This is a genomic window from Velazquezella soli, assembly GCF_977018685.1.
Genome location: NZ_CDRNXF010000004.1, coordinates 1,228,181 through 1,243,416, shown reverse-complemented (window position 1 = coordinate 1,243,416; position 15,236 = coordinate 1,228,181). Strand labels below are relative to the sequence as shown.

Sequence of the window (15,236 nt, the reverse complement as noted above, 5' to 3'; positions counted from 1 at the left end):
GGGAAGAGGCTTGCGCGAAGATTATCGTCATTAAAATCCCGATTTCGCGCCGATTCAGGCCGCTTCCTTCAGCGGATCGTCGGGATCGATGCCATAATCCTTGAGTTTTCTGTAGAGGGTCGAGCGCCCGATGCCGAGTTTGCGCGCCACCTGGCTCATCTGTCCGCGATAAAATTTCAGTGCAAAACGGATCAGCTCTTCTTCCACGTCGGCCAGTTTACGCACTTCGCCGGTGTCGTCCGTGCTGACGATGACGTTGTCGGAAGCCGGATAGGCGGCCGCCAGCAGCGCGCGCGGATCGGGCCGCATTGGCTGGGTATGCATGGCGGACCGTACCGGGATCGGGAAGCCACCATCGACGACGGCCTCGTGCCGCAGACGCGGACGCGGATCCATCTCGAGCGATGAAGGCTGCACGGCAGCGCCGGTCGCGGCCAATTCTTCGCTGCGGAATTCCGGCAGCTGAGCTGCAATCTGAGGGAAATCTTCGTCCGTCAGCTTGTCGCCCTGGGTCAGAACCACGGCGCGGAAGATCGCGTTTTCCAGCTGGCGGATATTGCCCGGCCAGTCGTAGGCGGTCAGAAGTGCCATCGCGCTGGCGCTGATCCCGACACTGCGTTCGAGCTTCTGTTCCACCGAAAAGCGCTCGGCGAAAACCCGGACCAGATGCGGAATGTCTTCCTTGCGGCGACGCAGCGCCGGGATGGTGATGGGGAAGACGTTGAGACGGTAATAGAGGTCCTCGCGGAACCGCCCTGCCCGGACTTCCTCGATCAGGTCCTTGTTGGTCGCCGAAATCAGCCGCACGTTGACCTTCTGGACCTTGCCGGCCCCAACCGTCTCGATTTCACCCTGCTGCACGGCGCGCAGAAGCTTCACCTGAACTTCAAGTGGAAGATCACCGATCTCGTCCAGGAACAGCGTGCCGCCGTCAGCCTCGACAAACTTGCCCGTGTGTCGCTCGGAGGCGCCGGTAAACGCGCCCTTCTCGTGGCCGAACAGGATGCTTTCCACGAGATTGTGCGGAATGGCTCCGCAATTGACGGTGATGAAAGGCTTGCCCGCGCGGTCGCTGGCAGACTGGATGGCGCGGGCGACCATTTCCTTGCCGACGCCCGATTCGCCCTCGAGCACCACCGGAATGGTGGAATGCGCCGCGCGCTGCGCCAGATCGATGACGCGCAGCATATCCGGGCTTGCCGAAACGATATCGTTGAAACCGACGATGCCGGCGCGACGTCGACCGGTGCGCGACTTGGTTTCCTTCTGGCCAACCTTCAAGGCATTGCCGATCGACGCACCGATCCGCTCCGGTGACACCGGTTTGACGACGAAATCGAAGGCACCGGCGCGCATGGCTTCCACCACCGTTTCGATGCCGCCCTGGCCGGTCTGCACGATGACGGGCGTATCGATGCCCATGCTGCGGATGGTTGAAAGAAAGCTCAGCCCGTCCATTTCCGGCATCATCAGGTCAAGCACGATGACATTGACCGGTCCGCTGAGGTTCTGGAGAAAGTCGAGAGCAACGAGGCCGTTCTCGGCGAGATGGGCGACATGTCCGAACCGTTCGACGGCATTCTTCAAGAGGCGGCGCTGGATCGGATCGTCATCTACGACTAGGACATGGGCAATCATGCTCGGCTCCTGCAACGTTCATCGTGCACCCTTGATGGGCTCTTATGCTGCAAGTTGTGTCAGAGAGGCTTGAACATCCCCTTTTGAGAAAAGCTTGCATTTTAACGGCCGAGGGGGAAAACAGTCGGTTCTGGCACAGGATCGCCATCGACAGGAGAAAACCGTGAGAAATTTCCGTAACTGGCACACCATGACCGCCTCTCCTGCTTTTTCCGGCGCGTCCCCCGCTGCTTCGCCCGCCGACCCCGCGCTCGGTGTCCTGCCAGTCTGGAAATTGTCCGATCTCTACGCTGCCAAGGATGCCCCGGAATTTGTGGCCGATCTGGAAAAAGCGCGCACGCTGTCGCTGGCTTTCGAGGAAAAGTGGAAAGGCAAGCTTGCAGACGCTGCCGCAAAGACCGGTGCCGGCGGACTTGGCGAGGCCTTGTCGGAATATGACGCGCTCGACGACCTCCTCGGCAAGATCGGCTCGTTCGCCGGCCTCACCTATTTTTCGGACACGTCCAACCCGGCAAACGGCAAGTTCTACGGCGACATCCAGACAAAGCTGACGGATCTCTCCTCGCATCTCCTGTTTTTCGCGCTGGAACTGAACCGGATCGACGATGCGGTCATCAATGCGGCGATGGACCGCGATCCCGCAACCGGCCATTTCCGCCCCTGGCTGGTGGACTTGAGAATGGATAAGCCCTTCCAGCTGGACGACAAGCTCGAGCAGCTCTTTCTCGAGAAGTCGATGACGTCGGCCGCCGCCTTCAACCGCCTGTTCGACGAAACCATGTCGGAACTTCGCTTCGAGGTAGATGGCGAAAAACAACCGCTCGAAATCACGCTCAACATGCTGGTAGAGCCCGAGCCGGAAACCCGCGCCAAGGCGGCCGTAGCACTGTCGAAAACGTTTGGCGAAAACCTGCGCGTGTTCACGCTGATCACCAACACGCTCGCCAAGGAAAAGGAAATCTCCGACCGCTGGCGCGGGTTTGAGGATATCGCCGATAGCCGTCACCTGGCGAACCGCGTCGAACGCGAAGTCGTCGACGCGCTCTCGGAAGCGGTGACGCAAGCCTATCCGCGCCTGTCGCACCGCTATTACGCGATGAAAGCGAAATGGCTCGGCGTCGACCAGCTGAACTACTGGGACCGCAATGCGCCACTGCCGGAAACGCCGAAAGGCCTGATTTCATGGCCGGAAGCAAAGGACACCGTCCTGTCCGCCTATGGCGCCTTCTCGCCGGAAATGGCCGCCATCGCCGGCCGCTTCTTCGACGAGGAATGGATCGACGCGCCGGCACGTCCCGGCAAGGCACCGGGCGCGTTCGCGCATCCGGTCGTGCCCTCTGCCCACCCTTACGTTCTCGTCAACTATATGGGCAAGCCGCGCGACGTGATGACGCTTGCCCACGAGCTTGGCCACGGCGTGCATCAGGTTCTCGCCGGCGGCCAGGGCGCGCTGATGTGCCAGACACCGCTGACGCTTGCCGAAACCGCCTCCGTGTTCGGCGAGATGCTGACGTTCCGGGCACTCTTGGAAAAGACCAGGGACAAGCGCGAACGCAAGGCGATGCTCGCCCAGAAGGTGGAGGATATGATCAATACGGTCGTCCGCCAGATCGCCTTCTACCAGTTCGAGCGCAAGATCCACACGGCCCGCAAGCAGGGCGAACTGACGTCGGAGCAGATCGGCGAACTGTGGCTGTCCGTCCAGAACGAGAGCCTCGGCCCGGCAATCCGGATCTCGGAAGGCTACGAGACATGGTGGACCTATATCCCCCACTTCATCCATTCGCCTTTCTACGTCTATGCCTATGCCTTCGGCGACTGCCTGGTGAACTCGCTCTACGCGGTCTACCAGAACGCCGCCCCCGGCTTCCAGGACAAGTATTTCGACCTTCTGAAGGCAGGCGGCACCAAGCATCATTCGGAATTGCTCAAGCCATTCGGCCTAGATGCCACCGATCCGTCCTTCTGGTCGAAGGGCCTGTCGATGATCGAAGGTCTGATCGACGAGTTGGAAGCTTTGGACAAGGCTGTCTGATCAACGGACGGTCAAACGCAGGTCGGAGGGGTTGCGATGTCTGTGAAGGCCAAGGGTCGCGGTGCAAAACCGGTGGATCTTTCACTGATCGAAACCATGCGCTGGGAGCCGGGTTCCGGTTTTACCCGGATCGACCAGCATTTGCGTCGGCTGAACCGTTCGGCCGATGCCCTGGGCTTTCGCCCGGCCCCGCCAGACCTGATGAAACAGCTCCAGGCCTCGGTCGAAGGAGAGACGCCGCTTCGCGTGCGGCTGGAAATGACGTTCCGCGGCAAGGTCGAGATCGTCGCCACGCCGTTCGCGCCCGTTGCCAAGGATGCGATCTGGCGGATCGGGATCGCGCAGACGCGCCTGCCCTCGGATGATCCGATGTATCGCCACAAGACATCGCGCCGCGAAGTCTATGACGCCGCCCGCGCCGAATTCCCTGAAGACGTGGACGAGGTGATCCTGCTCAACGAACGCGCAGAGGTCTGCGAAGGCACGCGCACCAATCTCTTCGTGGAGCAGGCCGACGGCACGCTGACGACACCGCCGATCTCATCCGGTCTGCTTGCGGGGATCCTGCGCGGCGATCTGATCCGCGAGGGCCGCGCCAAGTCTGGCCTTGTGAAACAGACCGACCTTGCCGGGAAACGCCTCTTCGTCGGCAATTCCCTGCGCGGCCTGATCCGGGCCGAACTGGTCTGACGCGAAGCCCCTACTGTTCCCGGTAGAGCACCATCCCCGCATGATGCAGCACGCCGTCGATGAAGTCGCCATCGGCGGTGAACCCGGTATCGTCCCAATAATCGATGTGATCGCCGGTGACGAGATACCGGCCCTGATACGCGCTTTTGCGAGAGCCGCGTGCTTCATCATAGCGGTTATCTTGCTGCAGCTCGTGACGGATATGTCCGTCTGCCGTTACCCACATTCCGACGTAGGGATGACCCGCGGGTTGGATCTTGTTGTCCATGATGTCCTCTGCATGGGAAGGAAGCGCCGCGCCGAAAGACGCGGCGGCAACAAGGAGGAGATGGCGGCGGTTCATGGCAGCCGTACCCTTCACTGCGCCCGCGTCGGGCGAACGACAATCTCGTTCACATCGACATCGTCGGGCTGCTCGATCGCGAAGCGCACGGCGCGACCGATCGCATCCGGCTTCAGGGCAATGGCGCGGTAGGTCTTCATGGCCTCGGCAGCGACGGCATCGGTGATGGTATCGGCAAGCTCGCTTTCCACCACGCCCGGATGGATGCAGGTGACGCGCAGGTTGTCATGCTCCTGCCGCAAGCCGTCGGAAATCGCCCGCACCGCATATTTGGTGGCGCAATAGACCGCAGCCGTGGGTGAAACACTGAGAGCGCCGACCGATGCGATATTGATGATCTGGCCTGAGCCCTGCGCCGTCATCAGAGGCAGCACGGCAGCTATGCCGTAGAGCACGCCCTTGATATTCACGTCGATCATCCGGTCCCACTCGTCGACCTTGAGCGAAGACATCAGCGATAGCGGCATGACGCCCGCATTGTTGACGATCACGTCGACCCGGCCGAATTCCGCCACCGCCGCCTGCGCAAATGCCGCGACATCGGCGCGATCGGTGACGTCAAGCCTGCGGATCGCGACCTTGGCGCCCAAGTCCCGGAGTTCCCGGGCGAGCTCCTCCAGCCGGTCGGTGCGGCGGGCGCCCAGCATCAGTGCCGCCCCGGCTTTTGCCAGTTCGCGGGCGATACCTGCACCGATCCCGCTCGATGCGCCGGTGATGAGAACAACCTTGTCCATGTGATTAGCTCCTTCGCTCTCCGCTTGCCTGCGGATTGCAAGGACCCTATTCCTCCTCCATTGTCGCGATAAGCCGCCCAGCTGTTTCCACAGTGGCAAGGAATTCTAACCAATGCTGACTGATTACAATGCGCTCGCGGTCTTCACGCTGGTCGCAGAAGAAAAAAGCTTTCGTGCCGCCGCCGACCGCCTCGGCGTCACCCGCTCGGCCGTCAGCCAGACGATCCGCCGGTTGGAAGAGACGCTCGGCATCGCGCTCGTTGCACGCACCACCCGCAGCGTTGCCCTGACGGAGGCGGGCGAGCGGCTCTATTCCGAGGTTGCGCCAGCGCTGTCGGAGATGCGCGGCGCCACCGAGGCGGCAGCAAACCTGCACGGACGTCCGCGCGGCCGCCTGAACCTTGCGGTCTCCTCGATTGCCGAGAGCTTTCTATCCGGCCCCGTGCTCGCGTCCTTCGCCGAGGAACATCCGGAGGTGACATTGCATATCACTGTGACCGACGAAGAATTCGATATCGTTGCGGAGGGCTATGATGCGGGCGTGAGGCTCGGCGAAGTCATCGCGCAGGACATGATCGCCGTGCCGGTTTCCGGAAACCAGCGCCAGATCGCCGTCGCCTCGCCGGGCTACCTCAAAGGCTACGGCACCCCGGCTCACCCACGCGAACTTGGCGTTCACCGTTGCATCGGGTGGCGGGCCTCCGTCCATCAGGCGCCCTATCGCTGGGAGTTTTCGCAAGACGGCAAGGAATTCTCGGTCGCCGTTTCTGACACGATCACCACGACCGACATGGCGCTGATGGTTCGCCTGGCCATTGCCGGTGCGGGCATCAGCTTCGGCATGGAAGAGAGCTTCCGCCCGGCGATCGCCACGGGCGAGCTGGTGCCGGTGCTCGAAGAATTCAGCCCGTGGTTTCCGGGCTTCTATCTCTACTATCCGAGCAGGCGGAACATGGCGCCAAAACTGCGCGCTCTGGTGGATCACCTGCAAGGGACCAGATGAGTGATGTCAGGCGGGCGACCGGGCGACAGCCACCGCCATGGTGCACCCAAGCGCCAGCACCAACCAGAACACGACCCACAATCCCCACGCCGGAAAAGCACGTCCCATCGACACATTGCCGCGACGGATCCTGCTAAGCTTCGACGGCACCACGATCGCCCCGATGCCCCCGCGCCCTGACCTATTCGGCGACAAACGCAAACCGAATTTCAACATGACATTCCCCTGGTCGTTCCCAGCAGATTTTAGGGTGCGCGAAAACGGTTCCAAGGGACAGGTGCTAGATTTAGCATTATCCACGCAAAACGGACCAACCGAGCGGAAACCACATTTTGGGCGCCCGGCGCGCCGGTCGGGCGAAAACAACCTCGGGACCGTTATTCCAGCGTACGCCTCAAACGCGACCCCTTTATTGTGACGAAATTTTGTGATCTAGGCCGGGCATCAGATGCATGTCACACGGGTCCGTTACGCCTCGAAAAAGCCAGGCTGCGGCGGTGTAAGAGCAGTCCACCCACAGGGAGAATACGATGAAAGACGAGACCTATCCGGTATATGGCGAAATCACCGGTCCGATCGTGATGATCGGTTTCGGATCGATCGGCCGCGGCACGCTGCCGTTGATCGAACGCCATTTCAAGTTCGACAAGAGCCGGATGGTGGTTATCGACCCGCGCGAAGAGCCCTCCGACATGGAGATCCTCAAGAAGCACGGCATCCGTCACATCAAGGACCATGTCACCAAGGAAAACTACAAGGAGCTGCTGAAGCCGCTTCTGACCGAAGGCGAAGGCCAGGGCTTCTGCGTCAACCTGTCGGTCGACACGGGCTCGCTCGATCTGATGAAGATGTGCCGCAAGCTTGACGTCCTTTATATCGACACCGTCGTCGAACCCTGGCTCGGCTTCTATTTCGACAAGAGCATGAAGAACTCCGAGCGCACCAACTATGCGCTGCGCGAGACCGTGCGCCACGAGAAGAAGAAGAACCCGGGCGGCACCACGGCCGTTTCCACCTGCGGCGCAAACCCGGGCATGGTTTCCTGGTTCGTCAAGCAGGCGCTGGTCAACCTTGCCAATGACACCGGCCTCAAATTCGATGAGCCGGACCAGCACGACCGCGAAGGCTGGGCGAAGCTGATGAAGAAGCTGGGCGTCAAGGGCGTTCACATTGCCGAGCGCGACACCCAGCGCACCAAGAACCCCAAGCCGCTCAACGTGTTCTGGAACACCTGGTCGGTCGAAGGCTTCATCTCGGAAGGTCTGCAGCCGGCCGAACTCGGTTGGGGCACCCACGAAAACTGGATGCCGAAGAACGCCAAGAAGCACAAGAAGGGCTGCCAGGCCGCAATCTACCTCGAACAGCCGGGCGCCAACACCCGCGTTCGCACCTGGTGCCCGACGCCGGGTCCGCAATACGGCTTCCTCGTTACCCACAACGAGTCGATCTCGATCGCCGACTATTTCACCGTCGAAAAGGACGGCGAAGTCGTCTACCGTCCGACCTGCCACTATGCCTACCACCCGGCCAATGACGCGGTTCTGTCGCTGCACGAAATGTTCGGCAATGGCGGCACTCAGCAGCCCGTCCTGCACGTGCTCGACGAGCATGAACTGGAAGACGGTGTCGATGAACTCGGTGTGCTGCTCTACGGTCACGAGAAGAATGCCTACTGGTTCGGCTCGCGCCTGTCGCTGGAAGAAACCCGCCGCATCGCGCCTTACCAAAACGCAACCGGTTTGCAGGTAACTTCGGCGGTTCTCGCTGGCATGGTCTGGGCGCTCGAAAACCCGAAGGCCGGCATCGTCGAAGCCGACGAGGTGGATTACAAGCGCTGCCTCGAAGTGCAGATGCCGTATCTCGGCCCGGTCGAAGGCCACTACACCGACTGGACCCCGCTCGAAGGTCGCCCGGGTCTGTTCCCGGAAGACATCGACGAAAAGGACGCCTGGCAGTTCAAGAACATCCTGGTTCGCTAGGAATCAATGAGGGGGCTCGCGTCAGCCGCGGGCCCCACCCCCTCTCCCGCTTGCGCGGAGCGGAACCCCGCCTCGATCGCGCCTTGCGGCGGCAACTTGCGGCCTCTTCCAGGCCATGACGGGAAGAACCGGCTGGAGCGTATAAAAGCCACACCCGCGCCCGTTCTTCACAAAGCGAAAACTCCTGCCTGTCCCCAGTCTTCCCAATCCGCAGTCTTGCTTTACATAGGCTCCAGAAGGCATGGTTGCAGACCACAAGCCGGACCGAATCGCGGGAGACAGATCATGAACTTCAAAACGGGCCTCGTGCTCATTGCGGCAGCCAGCCTCACGGCCTGCGTCTCTTCTCCGCCGCCACGCATGGTATCAGCACCAGTGCAGCCGCAGGGCGTCGAGGGTGCATGGGTCGATCCGAACGGTATCGTCTCCACCTTCCAGGCGGGCACGTTCAACACCCGTGCAAGCGACAGCAACGCGCTTCTCGCCTCCGGCACCTATAACAAGCTCTCGCCGACGCTGGTCGAGATCAACATGACCTCGCTGGTGCGCAAGACGCAGTCGCGCGTCAACTGCTCGTTGGTCACGCAGAGCCAGCTGAACTGCACGCAGGATAGCGGCGCGCAGTTTTCGCTCGCCCGCCGCAGCTGATCGCCCAGCTTCACAGTCATTCCAGAGTTAGGGAGGGCCTCGCTTGATGCGGGGCCTTTCGCGTTGTGCGCGAGGGCGAATAGCTCCGGCCTTGTCACATTTACCTTGAAACCAGTTTTGCTTGGTGAAAACATGCGCTGCACAACGATCGTCACCATGGCGTGATACAAAAATCGGGAACATGCACGCCCACACGCGCGCAATCATAAAAGGAGAGAGATGATGATGAGAACTATCGGATTGGGGATCGTGACCGCATCGGTCATTGCCCTTTCGAGCGGCGTCGCGATGGCCGACTTCGAACTCAATATTCTCCACATCAACGACCTGCATTCCCGTATCGAGCCGATCAACAAATACGATTCCACCTGCACGCCCGCCGAGACCGAAAAGAACGAATGCTTCGGTGGCATCGCGCGCGTGAAGTCGGCCATCGACGCCCGCCGCAGCGAGTTGCAGGGCAAGAACGTTCTCGTTCTCGATGCCGGCGACCAGTTTCAGGGTTCGCTGTTTTACAGCACCTACAAGAGCGCGCCCGTTGCCGAATTCATGAACGGCATCGGCTTCGATGCGATGGCGATCGGCAACCACGAGTTCGACGACGGCCCGCAGGAACTGCTGAAGTTCATTACCGCGCTGAAGTTTCCGATCATTTCCGGCAATACCATCGCCAAGGCTGGAACACCGCTGGCCGACAAGTACAAGGGTTACGTGATCAAGGATTTCGGCGGCCAGCGTGTTGCCATCGTCTCCGTTCTCGCGAAAGATACGAGCGAAACCTCTTCGCCGGGTCCCGACATCACCTTCGAGGACGAGATCACCTATGTGAAGAATGCCGTGGCTGATCTCCAGTCGCAGGGCATCAACAAGATCGTGCTCCTCTCCCATGTCGGCTACGTCAAGGACAAGGAAATCGCGGCAGCCGTTGCCGGCATCGACGTGATCGTCGGCGGCCACAGCCATACCTACCTGTCCAGCACCGACCCCAAGGCATCCGGCCCCTACCCGACCATCGTCAAAAGCCCTGCTGGCGTCGATATTCCGATCGTGACGTCCTACGCCTATTCCAAATATCTCGGTGATCTCTCGGTCGTTTTCGATGACAACGGCGTCGTGAGGTCTTCCGCGGGGGCACCGAAGCTGCTCGATTCCAGCGTTCCGCAGGACGCGGCGTTTGTCGCCAAGGTCAAGGAACTCGGCGGCCCGCTCGAAGAGATCAAGAAGAAGGTCGTCGGCTCGACCGAAGGCGTCATCGATGGCGATCGCCTCAACTGCCGCGCTAAGGAATGCACGATGGGCAACCTGCTTGCCGATGCACAGCTTGACCGCGTCAAGGATCAGGGCATCACGCTCTCCATCCAGAACGGCGGCGGCCTGCGTGCCTCGATCGATTCCGGCGAAGTGACGATGGGCGAAATCCTTACCGTCCTGCCGTTCCAGAACACGATCGCAACCTTCCAGCTGAAAGGCTCGGATGTCGTCACCGCCCTTGAAAACGGCGTCAGCCAGATCGACGACGGCGCCGGTCGCTTCCCGCAGGTGGCAGGCATGAAGTTCTCCTTCGACCGGTCGAAGTCGAGCGGCAGCCGCATCAGCGACGTTCAGGTCAAGGAAGGCGAGGCCTTCGTTCCGATCGACCCGAACAAGACATACGGCGTCGTTACCAACAACTACGTCCGCACCGGCGGCGACGGCTACAAGATCTTCAACACCGCGGCCGTCAACGCCTACGACTTCGGACCCAACCTCGAAAACGCCGTTGCCGACTACATCTCGGCCAACAGCCCCTACAAGCCCTATACCGATGGCCGCATCACCGACCTGACACCGGCAGACTACAAGCCGTTACCGAAGGCAGCTGCCGCCCCGGCACCGGCACCGGCTGCAACGCCTGCTCCGGCGCCTGCCGCAACTCCTGCTCCGGCGCCTGCTACAACTCCCGCACCGGCTGCACCGGCAACGACGGCCCAAGCTCCTGCCACTCCTGCCCCCTCTGCCCCGGCTACTCCCGCCCCGGCCACTCCGGCTACTCCTGCTCCGGCCACACCGGCGCCAGCGGCACCGGCAACCCCGGCACCTGCGACCCCCGCACCAGCAGCACCGGCTCCTGCACCAGCGGCTCCAGCCGCCCCCGTGCCCATGACAACGGAACCGGCAGCACCTGCACCAGCCGCACCTGCACCAGCCACCCCTGCACCGGCCACGACGGCGTCCCCGGCTCCTGCTGGCCCGAGCAAATACACCGTGGTCAAGGGTGACTCGCTGTGGAAGATCGCCGAAAGCACCTATGGCGACGGCGAGAAGTGGATGGACATCTCCAAGGCCAATAGCCTTCGCAACCCGGATGTCATCCAGATCGGCAAGGAGCTGGAACTGCCGGCCAGATAAAAACGAAAGCGGGACAATTTGTCCTGATGCAACCGACGGCTCGGGGCTTCCCCGGGCCGTTGATTGTTTCTAAATAGAGCCAGACAATCCTCCGGCCGCATCCTGCGGTCGAACCCGATCGGAAGTGACCGCATGAATATCGTGCCCTCAAAACTGCCTACCGGTCATCCGAAGGTTACCTTCGGCAAAGTTGGCGTACTGCTCGTCAATCTCGGCACGCCCGACGGCACGGACTACTGGTCGATGCGGCGTTACCTCGCCGAATTCCTGTCCGACAAGCGTGTCATCGAATGGTCGCGGCTGTTCTGGTATCCGATCCTCTACGGCATCGTCCTCAACAAGCGTCCGCAGAAGGTCGGCAAGGCCTATGAGGAGATCTGGAACAAGGATCTCGACGAGAGCTATCTGCGCACCTACACCCGCAGCCAAGGCGAGAAAATGGCCGAGCGTCTGGCCGATCTGCCAAACGTCGTGGTCGATTGGGGCATGCGCTACGGAAAGCCCTCCATCGCCGAGCGCATGGACGCGCTGAAGGCGCAGGGCTGCGACCGGATCCTGCTGTTTCCTCTTTACCCGCAATACGCGGCTGCAACGACGGCGACCGTCAACGACAAGGCGTTCGAATACCTGATGAAGCAGCGCTGGCAGCCGGCCTTGCGCACGGTGCCAACCTATCACGATGACCCCGCCTATATCGTGGCGCTGGCCAATTCCGTTCGCCAGACGCTGTCGACGCTCGAGTGGGAACCGCAGCTGCTGATCACCTCTTTCCACGGCATTCCGCAGTCCTACTTCAAGGCCGGCGACCCCTATCACTGTTTCTGCTACAAGACCGCACGGTTGCTGCGCGAAGAGCTCGGCTATACCGAGAAGCAGTTGCGCCTGACCTTCCAGTCGCGCTTCGGGCCTGAGGAATGGCTGCAGCCCTATACCGACAAGACGATGGAAACGCTTGCCGCCGAAGGCATCAAGCGCGTCGCCATCATGAACCCCGGCTTCGTCTCCGACTGCCTGGAAACGCTTGAGGAAATTGCCGGCGAGGCTGGCGAGATCTTCATGCACCATGGCGGCGAGAATTTCGTCCATATTCCCTGCCTCAACGACAGCGTCGACGGCATCAACGTGCTTGAGACGGTGGTTCGTCGCGAGTTGCAGGGCTGGGTCTGAGCTTTAGGGAGATCGCGATGAAGCGAGCCATCGTTACCGGCGGTGCCGGCCTGATCGGAAGCGGGATCTGCACTGATCTGGCCGACCACGGTTTCGAGGTCGCCTCGTTCGACTTCAGCGAAACGGCTGATGTTCCGAAGGGCGTTCAGCCCGTTCTCTGCGATGTCTCCGACGAAACCTCGGTCGAGGAAGCCTTTGCGCTACTCGGCTGGGACAGTCTCGACCTGCTCGTCAACAATGCCGGCATCGCCAGCCCGAACCATGGCCCGATTGCGCAGCTGTCGCTTGCCGACTGGCGCCGCGTGACCGATAGCCATCTGACGGGCGCCTTCCTGATGACCCGCGCTGCAGTTCCGCTGATGTCATTAGGAGGATCCATCGTGAACATGGTGTCGACACGCGCCTTCATGTCGGAACCGGATACGGAAGCCTATGCCGCGTCCAAGGGCGCATTGGTCGCCTTCACCCACGCACTTGCGATCAGCCTTGGCCCGAAAATCCGGGTCAATGCCATCGCGCCGGGCTGGATCACCAATGAGACGAAGCTGAGCGACGAGGACCACGCACAGCACCCTGTCGGCCGCGTCGGTCGCCCGAAGGACATTGCCGACGCCGTTCTCTATCTGTCGAGTGCCGGCTTCATGACCGGCCAGGTCCTGACGCTCGACGGCGGCATGACCAAGAAGATGATCTACGCCGAATAGCGCTTACCGCACTTCGTCGGCGCGAAACCCGTCCGTTGCGGACTTCCAGAATTCGGCATCCTCATACTCGGTCGGATCCGCGACGCCAGCGAGATGAAACGCCTCGCGACGCTCGACGCAGGTGCCGCACCGGCCGCAATGGTTTTCGCCACCCTTGTAGCAGGACCAGGTGTCGCCAAACGGTGTACCGTGTTTTGCGCCGTCGGTGACGATATCGGCCTTCGACCCATTCACATAAGGCGCCAGCAGCCGCACCGAGGCGTATCCGTCGAGCGCATGATCCTGCATCGTCTGAAACGCGTCGATAAAGCCCGGCCGGCAATCGGGATAGATGAAATGGTCGCCGCCATGGACGGCAATCGCCACCGCATCCGCGCTCTGGGCCGCCGCCACCCCGAACGCGACCGCGAGCATGATCGCGTTGCGGTTCGGCACGACGGTGACCCGCATCGTTTCCTCAGCGTAATGACCGTCAGGCACGTCCAGATCGTCCGTCAGCGCCGATCCCGTCAGCTGGTCACCGATCGAGCGCATATCGATGATCTGGTGAGGTACGCCCAGCCGCAGCGCACAGGCCGCGGCATAGTCGAGTTCCTTCCTGTGTCGCTGGCCGTAATCGAACGAGACGAGCCCGATCAAATCCTGCTCGGCATCAATCTTGTGGGCAAGCGAAACGGAATCCAGTCCGCCGGAACAGACGACGATGGTCTTCATGGTTTTGGTCCTTGTTTTGTCGGGGTAGGCTGCGACCCGTGTGTCCGGCGGTTTCTAGTGCAAGAACATGCGCTTGTGAACACCTCCGCACATCTCTAGGGTTGTCGGGTATGAAACGAACGCAATTTATTGGGCAGGAGGCCTCTTCATGAGCCTGGACGGTTTCGACTATTTTGTCATCGGTATCGTAATCCTCGCGATACTCCTGCTCTTTGCCCTCGTGAAGACCGTGCCGCAGGGCTATAACTACACCGTCGAGCGGTTTGGCCGCTACACGCGCACGCTGGAGCCGGGCCTCAATATCCTGACACCGTTCATCGAGCGCATCGGCGCGCGGATGAACGTCATGGAACAGGTGCTCGACATTCCCACCCAGGAAGTCATTACCCGGGACAATGCCAGCGTTTCGGCCGATGCCGTCGCCTTCTATCAGGTGCTCAACGCCGCGCAGGCCGCCTACCAGATCACCAATCTCCAACTCGCCATCCAGAACCTCACGATGACCAATATTCGCTCGGTCATGGGTTCGATGGACCTCGACGAGCTGTTGTCCAACCGCGAAGTCATCAACGAACGGCTGCTGCGCGTCGTCGACCAAGCGGTTCATCCCTGGGGCATCAAGGTCACCCGCGTCGAGATCAAGGACATCCAGCCGCCGGCAGACCTCGTGCAATCGATGGGCCGCCAGATGAAGGCGGAGCGCGAGAAGCGCGCCCAGATCCTCGAGGCCGAAGGCTCACGCAACGCGCAGATCCTGCGGGCCGAGGGCGCGAAACAGGCCGCTGTGCTGCAGGCCGAAGGCGAACGCGAAGCAGCGTTCCGCGATGCCGAGGCGCGCGAGCGTCTGGCAGAAGCCGAAGCACGCGCGACGCAGGTCGTCTCCGAAGCAATCGCCTCCGGCAACGTGCAGGCGATCAACTACTTCGTGGCGCAGAAATATACCGAAGCTCTGGTCGAGATCGGCAAGGCGAACAATTCCAAGATCGTGCTGATGCCGCTTGAAGCCTCGTCGCTGATCGGTTCGCTCGGCGGCATCGGCGCCATCGCCAAGGAAGTCTTCGGAGATGGCGACGGCCCTGCCCCGGCAGCGCCCCGCACGCAACCCGGCCAGCCTTCGCGCACCACCCGCAGCACGCCAAGCGTGACCGCCGTCATCCCGCCCTATACGCCCTCCTCCGACAAATGAGGCTGCA

The 15,236-nt window shown here is 61.4% G+C and carries 12 protein-coding genes and 2 pseudogenes; 9 read left to right on the top strand and 5 right to left on the bottom strand.

What is annotated here, in order from left to right; genetic code table 11:
- Positions 1-54: 54 nt before the first annotated feature.
- A pseudogene (locus tag AC0JZ8_RS09455) lies at positions 55-267 on the bottom strand (helix-turn-helix domain-containing protein); the annotation flags it as partial.
- A gap of 182 nt (positions 268-449) precedes the next feature.
- Positions 450-1,638: pseudogene (locus tag AC0JZ8_RS09450) on the bottom strand (sigma-54-dependent transcriptional regulator); the annotation flags it as partial.
- 190 nt (positions 1,639-1,828) lie between these two features.
- Here AC0JZ8_RS09450 and AC0JZ8_RS09445 point away from each other — a divergent pair.
- Together AC0JZ8_RS09445 and AC0JZ8_RS09440 are read left to right on the top strand one after the other, a co-directional pair.
- Positions 1,829-3,673 (top strand): M3 family oligoendopeptidase, encoded by a 1,845-nt coding sequence (locus AC0JZ8_RS09445; RefSeq protein ID WP_471893348.1) that lies wholly within the window; start codon positions 1,829-1,831, stop codon positions 3,671-3,673.
- 36 nt (positions 3,674-3,709) lie between these two features.
- Entirely contained in the window at positions 3,710-4,363 is a 654-nt protein-coding gene (locus AC0JZ8_RS09440; RefSeq protein ID WP_062460911.1) for an aminotransferase class IV family protein, read from the top strand.
- Positions 4,364-4,373: 10 nt separating this feature from the next.
- On the opposite strand, the gene AC0JZ8_RS09435 is transcribed toward AC0JZ8_RS09440, so the two are convergent.
- Complete coding sequence (locus tag AC0JZ8_RS09435) at positions 4,374-4,706, bottom strand: Atu4866 domain-containing protein (RefSeq protein ID WP_471892363.1); 333 nt, start codon at positions 4,704-4,706, stop codon at positions 4,374-4,376.
- A 14-nt stretch (positions 4,707-4,720) separates the two neighbouring features.
- Positions 4,721-5,440, bottom strand: a complete 720-nt coding sequence (locus AC0JZ8_RS09430; RefSeq protein WP_062582362.1) for an SDR family oxidoreductase — start codon at positions 5,438-5,440, stop codon at positions 4,721-4,723.
- Positions 5,441-5,552: 112 nt separating this feature from the next.
- Here AC0JZ8_RS09430 and AC0JZ8_RS09425 point away from each other — a divergent pair, with 112 nt between their 5' ends.
- The 6 genes from AC0JZ8_RS09425 to AC0JZ8_RS09400 all read left to right on the top strand — a co-directional run bounded on the left by AC0JZ8_RS09425 (position 5,553) and on the right by AC0JZ8_RS09400 (position 13,329).
- The gene (locus AC0JZ8_RS09425) at positions 5,553-6,443 is read left to right on the top strand and encodes a LysR family transcriptional regulator (RefSeq protein WP_062582360.1); all 891 of its coding nucleotides are present in this window, start codon (positions 5,553-5,555) and stop codon (positions 6,441-6,443) included.
- 530 nt (positions 6,444-6,973) lie between these two features.
- The gene (locus tag AC0JZ8_RS09420; protein ID WP_062460925.1) at positions 6,974-8,422 is read left to right on the top strand and encodes a homospermidine synthase; all 1,449 of its coding nucleotides are present in this window, start codon (positions 6,974-6,976) and stop codon (positions 8,420-8,422) included.
- Positions 8,423-8,707: 285 nt separating this feature from the next.
- Positions 8,708-9,070, top strand: a complete 363-nt coding sequence (gene omp10, locus AC0JZ8_RS09415; protein ID WP_062460929.1) for an outer membrane lipoprotein Omp10 — start codon at positions 8,708-8,710, stop codon at positions 9,068-9,070.
- Between the two features lie 222 nt (positions 9,071-9,292).
- Positions 9,293-11,458: a 5'-nucleotidase C-terminal domain-containing protein gene (locus tag AC0JZ8_RS09410; protein ID WP_471893347.1), complete on the top strand. Its 2,166-nt coding sequence runs from the start codon at positions 9,293-9,295 to the stop codon at positions 11,456-11,458.
- Between the two features lie 132 nt (positions 11,459-11,590).
- Complete coding sequence (gene hemH / locus AC0JZ8_RS09405; protein WP_113109760.1) at positions 11,591-12,625, top strand: ferrochelatase; 1,035 nt, start codon at positions 11,591-11,593, stop codon at positions 12,623-12,625.
- Positions 12,626-12,642: 17 nt separating this feature from the next.
- Positions 12,643-13,329: an SDR family NAD(P)-dependent oxidoreductase gene (locus AC0JZ8_RS09400; protein ID WP_471892362.1), complete on the top strand. Its 687-nt coding sequence runs from the start codon at positions 12,643-12,645 to the stop codon at positions 13,327-13,329.
- Between the two features lie 3 nt (positions 13,330-13,332).
- On the opposite strand, the gene queC is transcribed toward AC0JZ8_RS09400, so the two are convergent.
- Positions 13,333-14,043: a 7-cyano-7-deazaguanine synthase QueC gene (queC, locus tag AC0JZ8_RS09395; protein WP_325263127.1), complete on the bottom strand. Its 711-nt coding sequence runs from the start codon at positions 14,041-14,043 to the stop codon at positions 13,333-13,335.
- 148 nt (positions 14,044-14,191) lie between these two features.
- On the opposite strand from queC, the gene AC0JZ8_RS09390 reads away from it, so the two are divergent.
- Positions 14,192-15,229, top strand: a complete 1,038-nt coding sequence (locus AC0JZ8_RS09390) for an SPFH domain-containing protein (protein WP_430242420.1) — start codon at positions 14,192-14,194, stop codon at positions 15,227-15,229.
- Positions 15,230-15,236: the final 7 nt, after the last annotated feature.

Bases quoted from the DNA above. Each gene is read 5' to 3' on its own strand.
- AC0JZ8_RS09445 (WP_471893348.1), top strand. From the start codon at position 1,829: ATGACCGCCTCTCCTGCTTTTTCCGGCGCGTCCCCCGCTGCTTCGCCC.
- AC0JZ8_RS09440 (WP_062460911.1), top strand. From the start codon at position 3,710: ATGTCTGTGAAGGCCAAGGGTCGCGGTGCAAAACCGGTGGATCTTTCA.
- AC0JZ8_RS09435 (WP_471892363.1), bottom strand. From the start codon at position 4,706: ATGAACCGCCGCCATCTCCTCCTTGTTGCCGCCGCGTCTTTCGGCGCG.
- AC0JZ8_RS09430 (WP_062582362.1), bottom strand. From the start codon at position 5,440: ATGGACAAGGTTGTTCTCATCACCGGCGCATCGAGCGGGATCGGTGCA.
- AC0JZ8_RS09425 (WP_062582360.1), top strand. From the start codon at position 5,553: ATGCTGACTGATTACAATGCGCTCGCGGTCTTCACGCTGGTCGCAGAA.
- AC0JZ8_RS09420 (WP_062460925.1), top strand. From the start codon at position 6,974: ATGAAAGACGAGACCTATCCGGTATATGGCGAAATCACCGGTCCGATC.
- omp10 (WP_062460929.1), top strand. From the start codon at position 8,708: ATGAACTTCAAAACGGGCCTCGTGCTCATTGCGGCAGCCAGCCTCACG.
- AC0JZ8_RS09410 (WP_471893347.1), top strand. From the start codon at position 9,293: ATGATGAGAACTATCGGATTGGGGATCGTGACCGCATCGGTCATTGCC.
- hemH (WP_113109760.1), top strand. From the start codon at position 11,591: ATGAATATCGTGCCCTCAAAACTGCCTACCGGTCATCCGAAGGTTACC.
- AC0JZ8_RS09400 (WP_471892362.1), top strand. From the start codon at position 12,643: ATGAAGCGAGCCATCGTTACCGGCGGTGCCGGCCTGATCGGAAGCGGG.
- queC (WP_325263127.1), bottom strand. From the start codon at position 14,043: ATGAAGACCATCGTCGTCTGTTCCGGCGGACTGGATTCCGTTTCGCTT.
- AC0JZ8_RS09390 (WP_430242420.1), top strand. From the start codon at position 14,192: ATGAGCCTGGACGGTTTCGACTATTTTGTCATCGGTATCGTAATCCTC.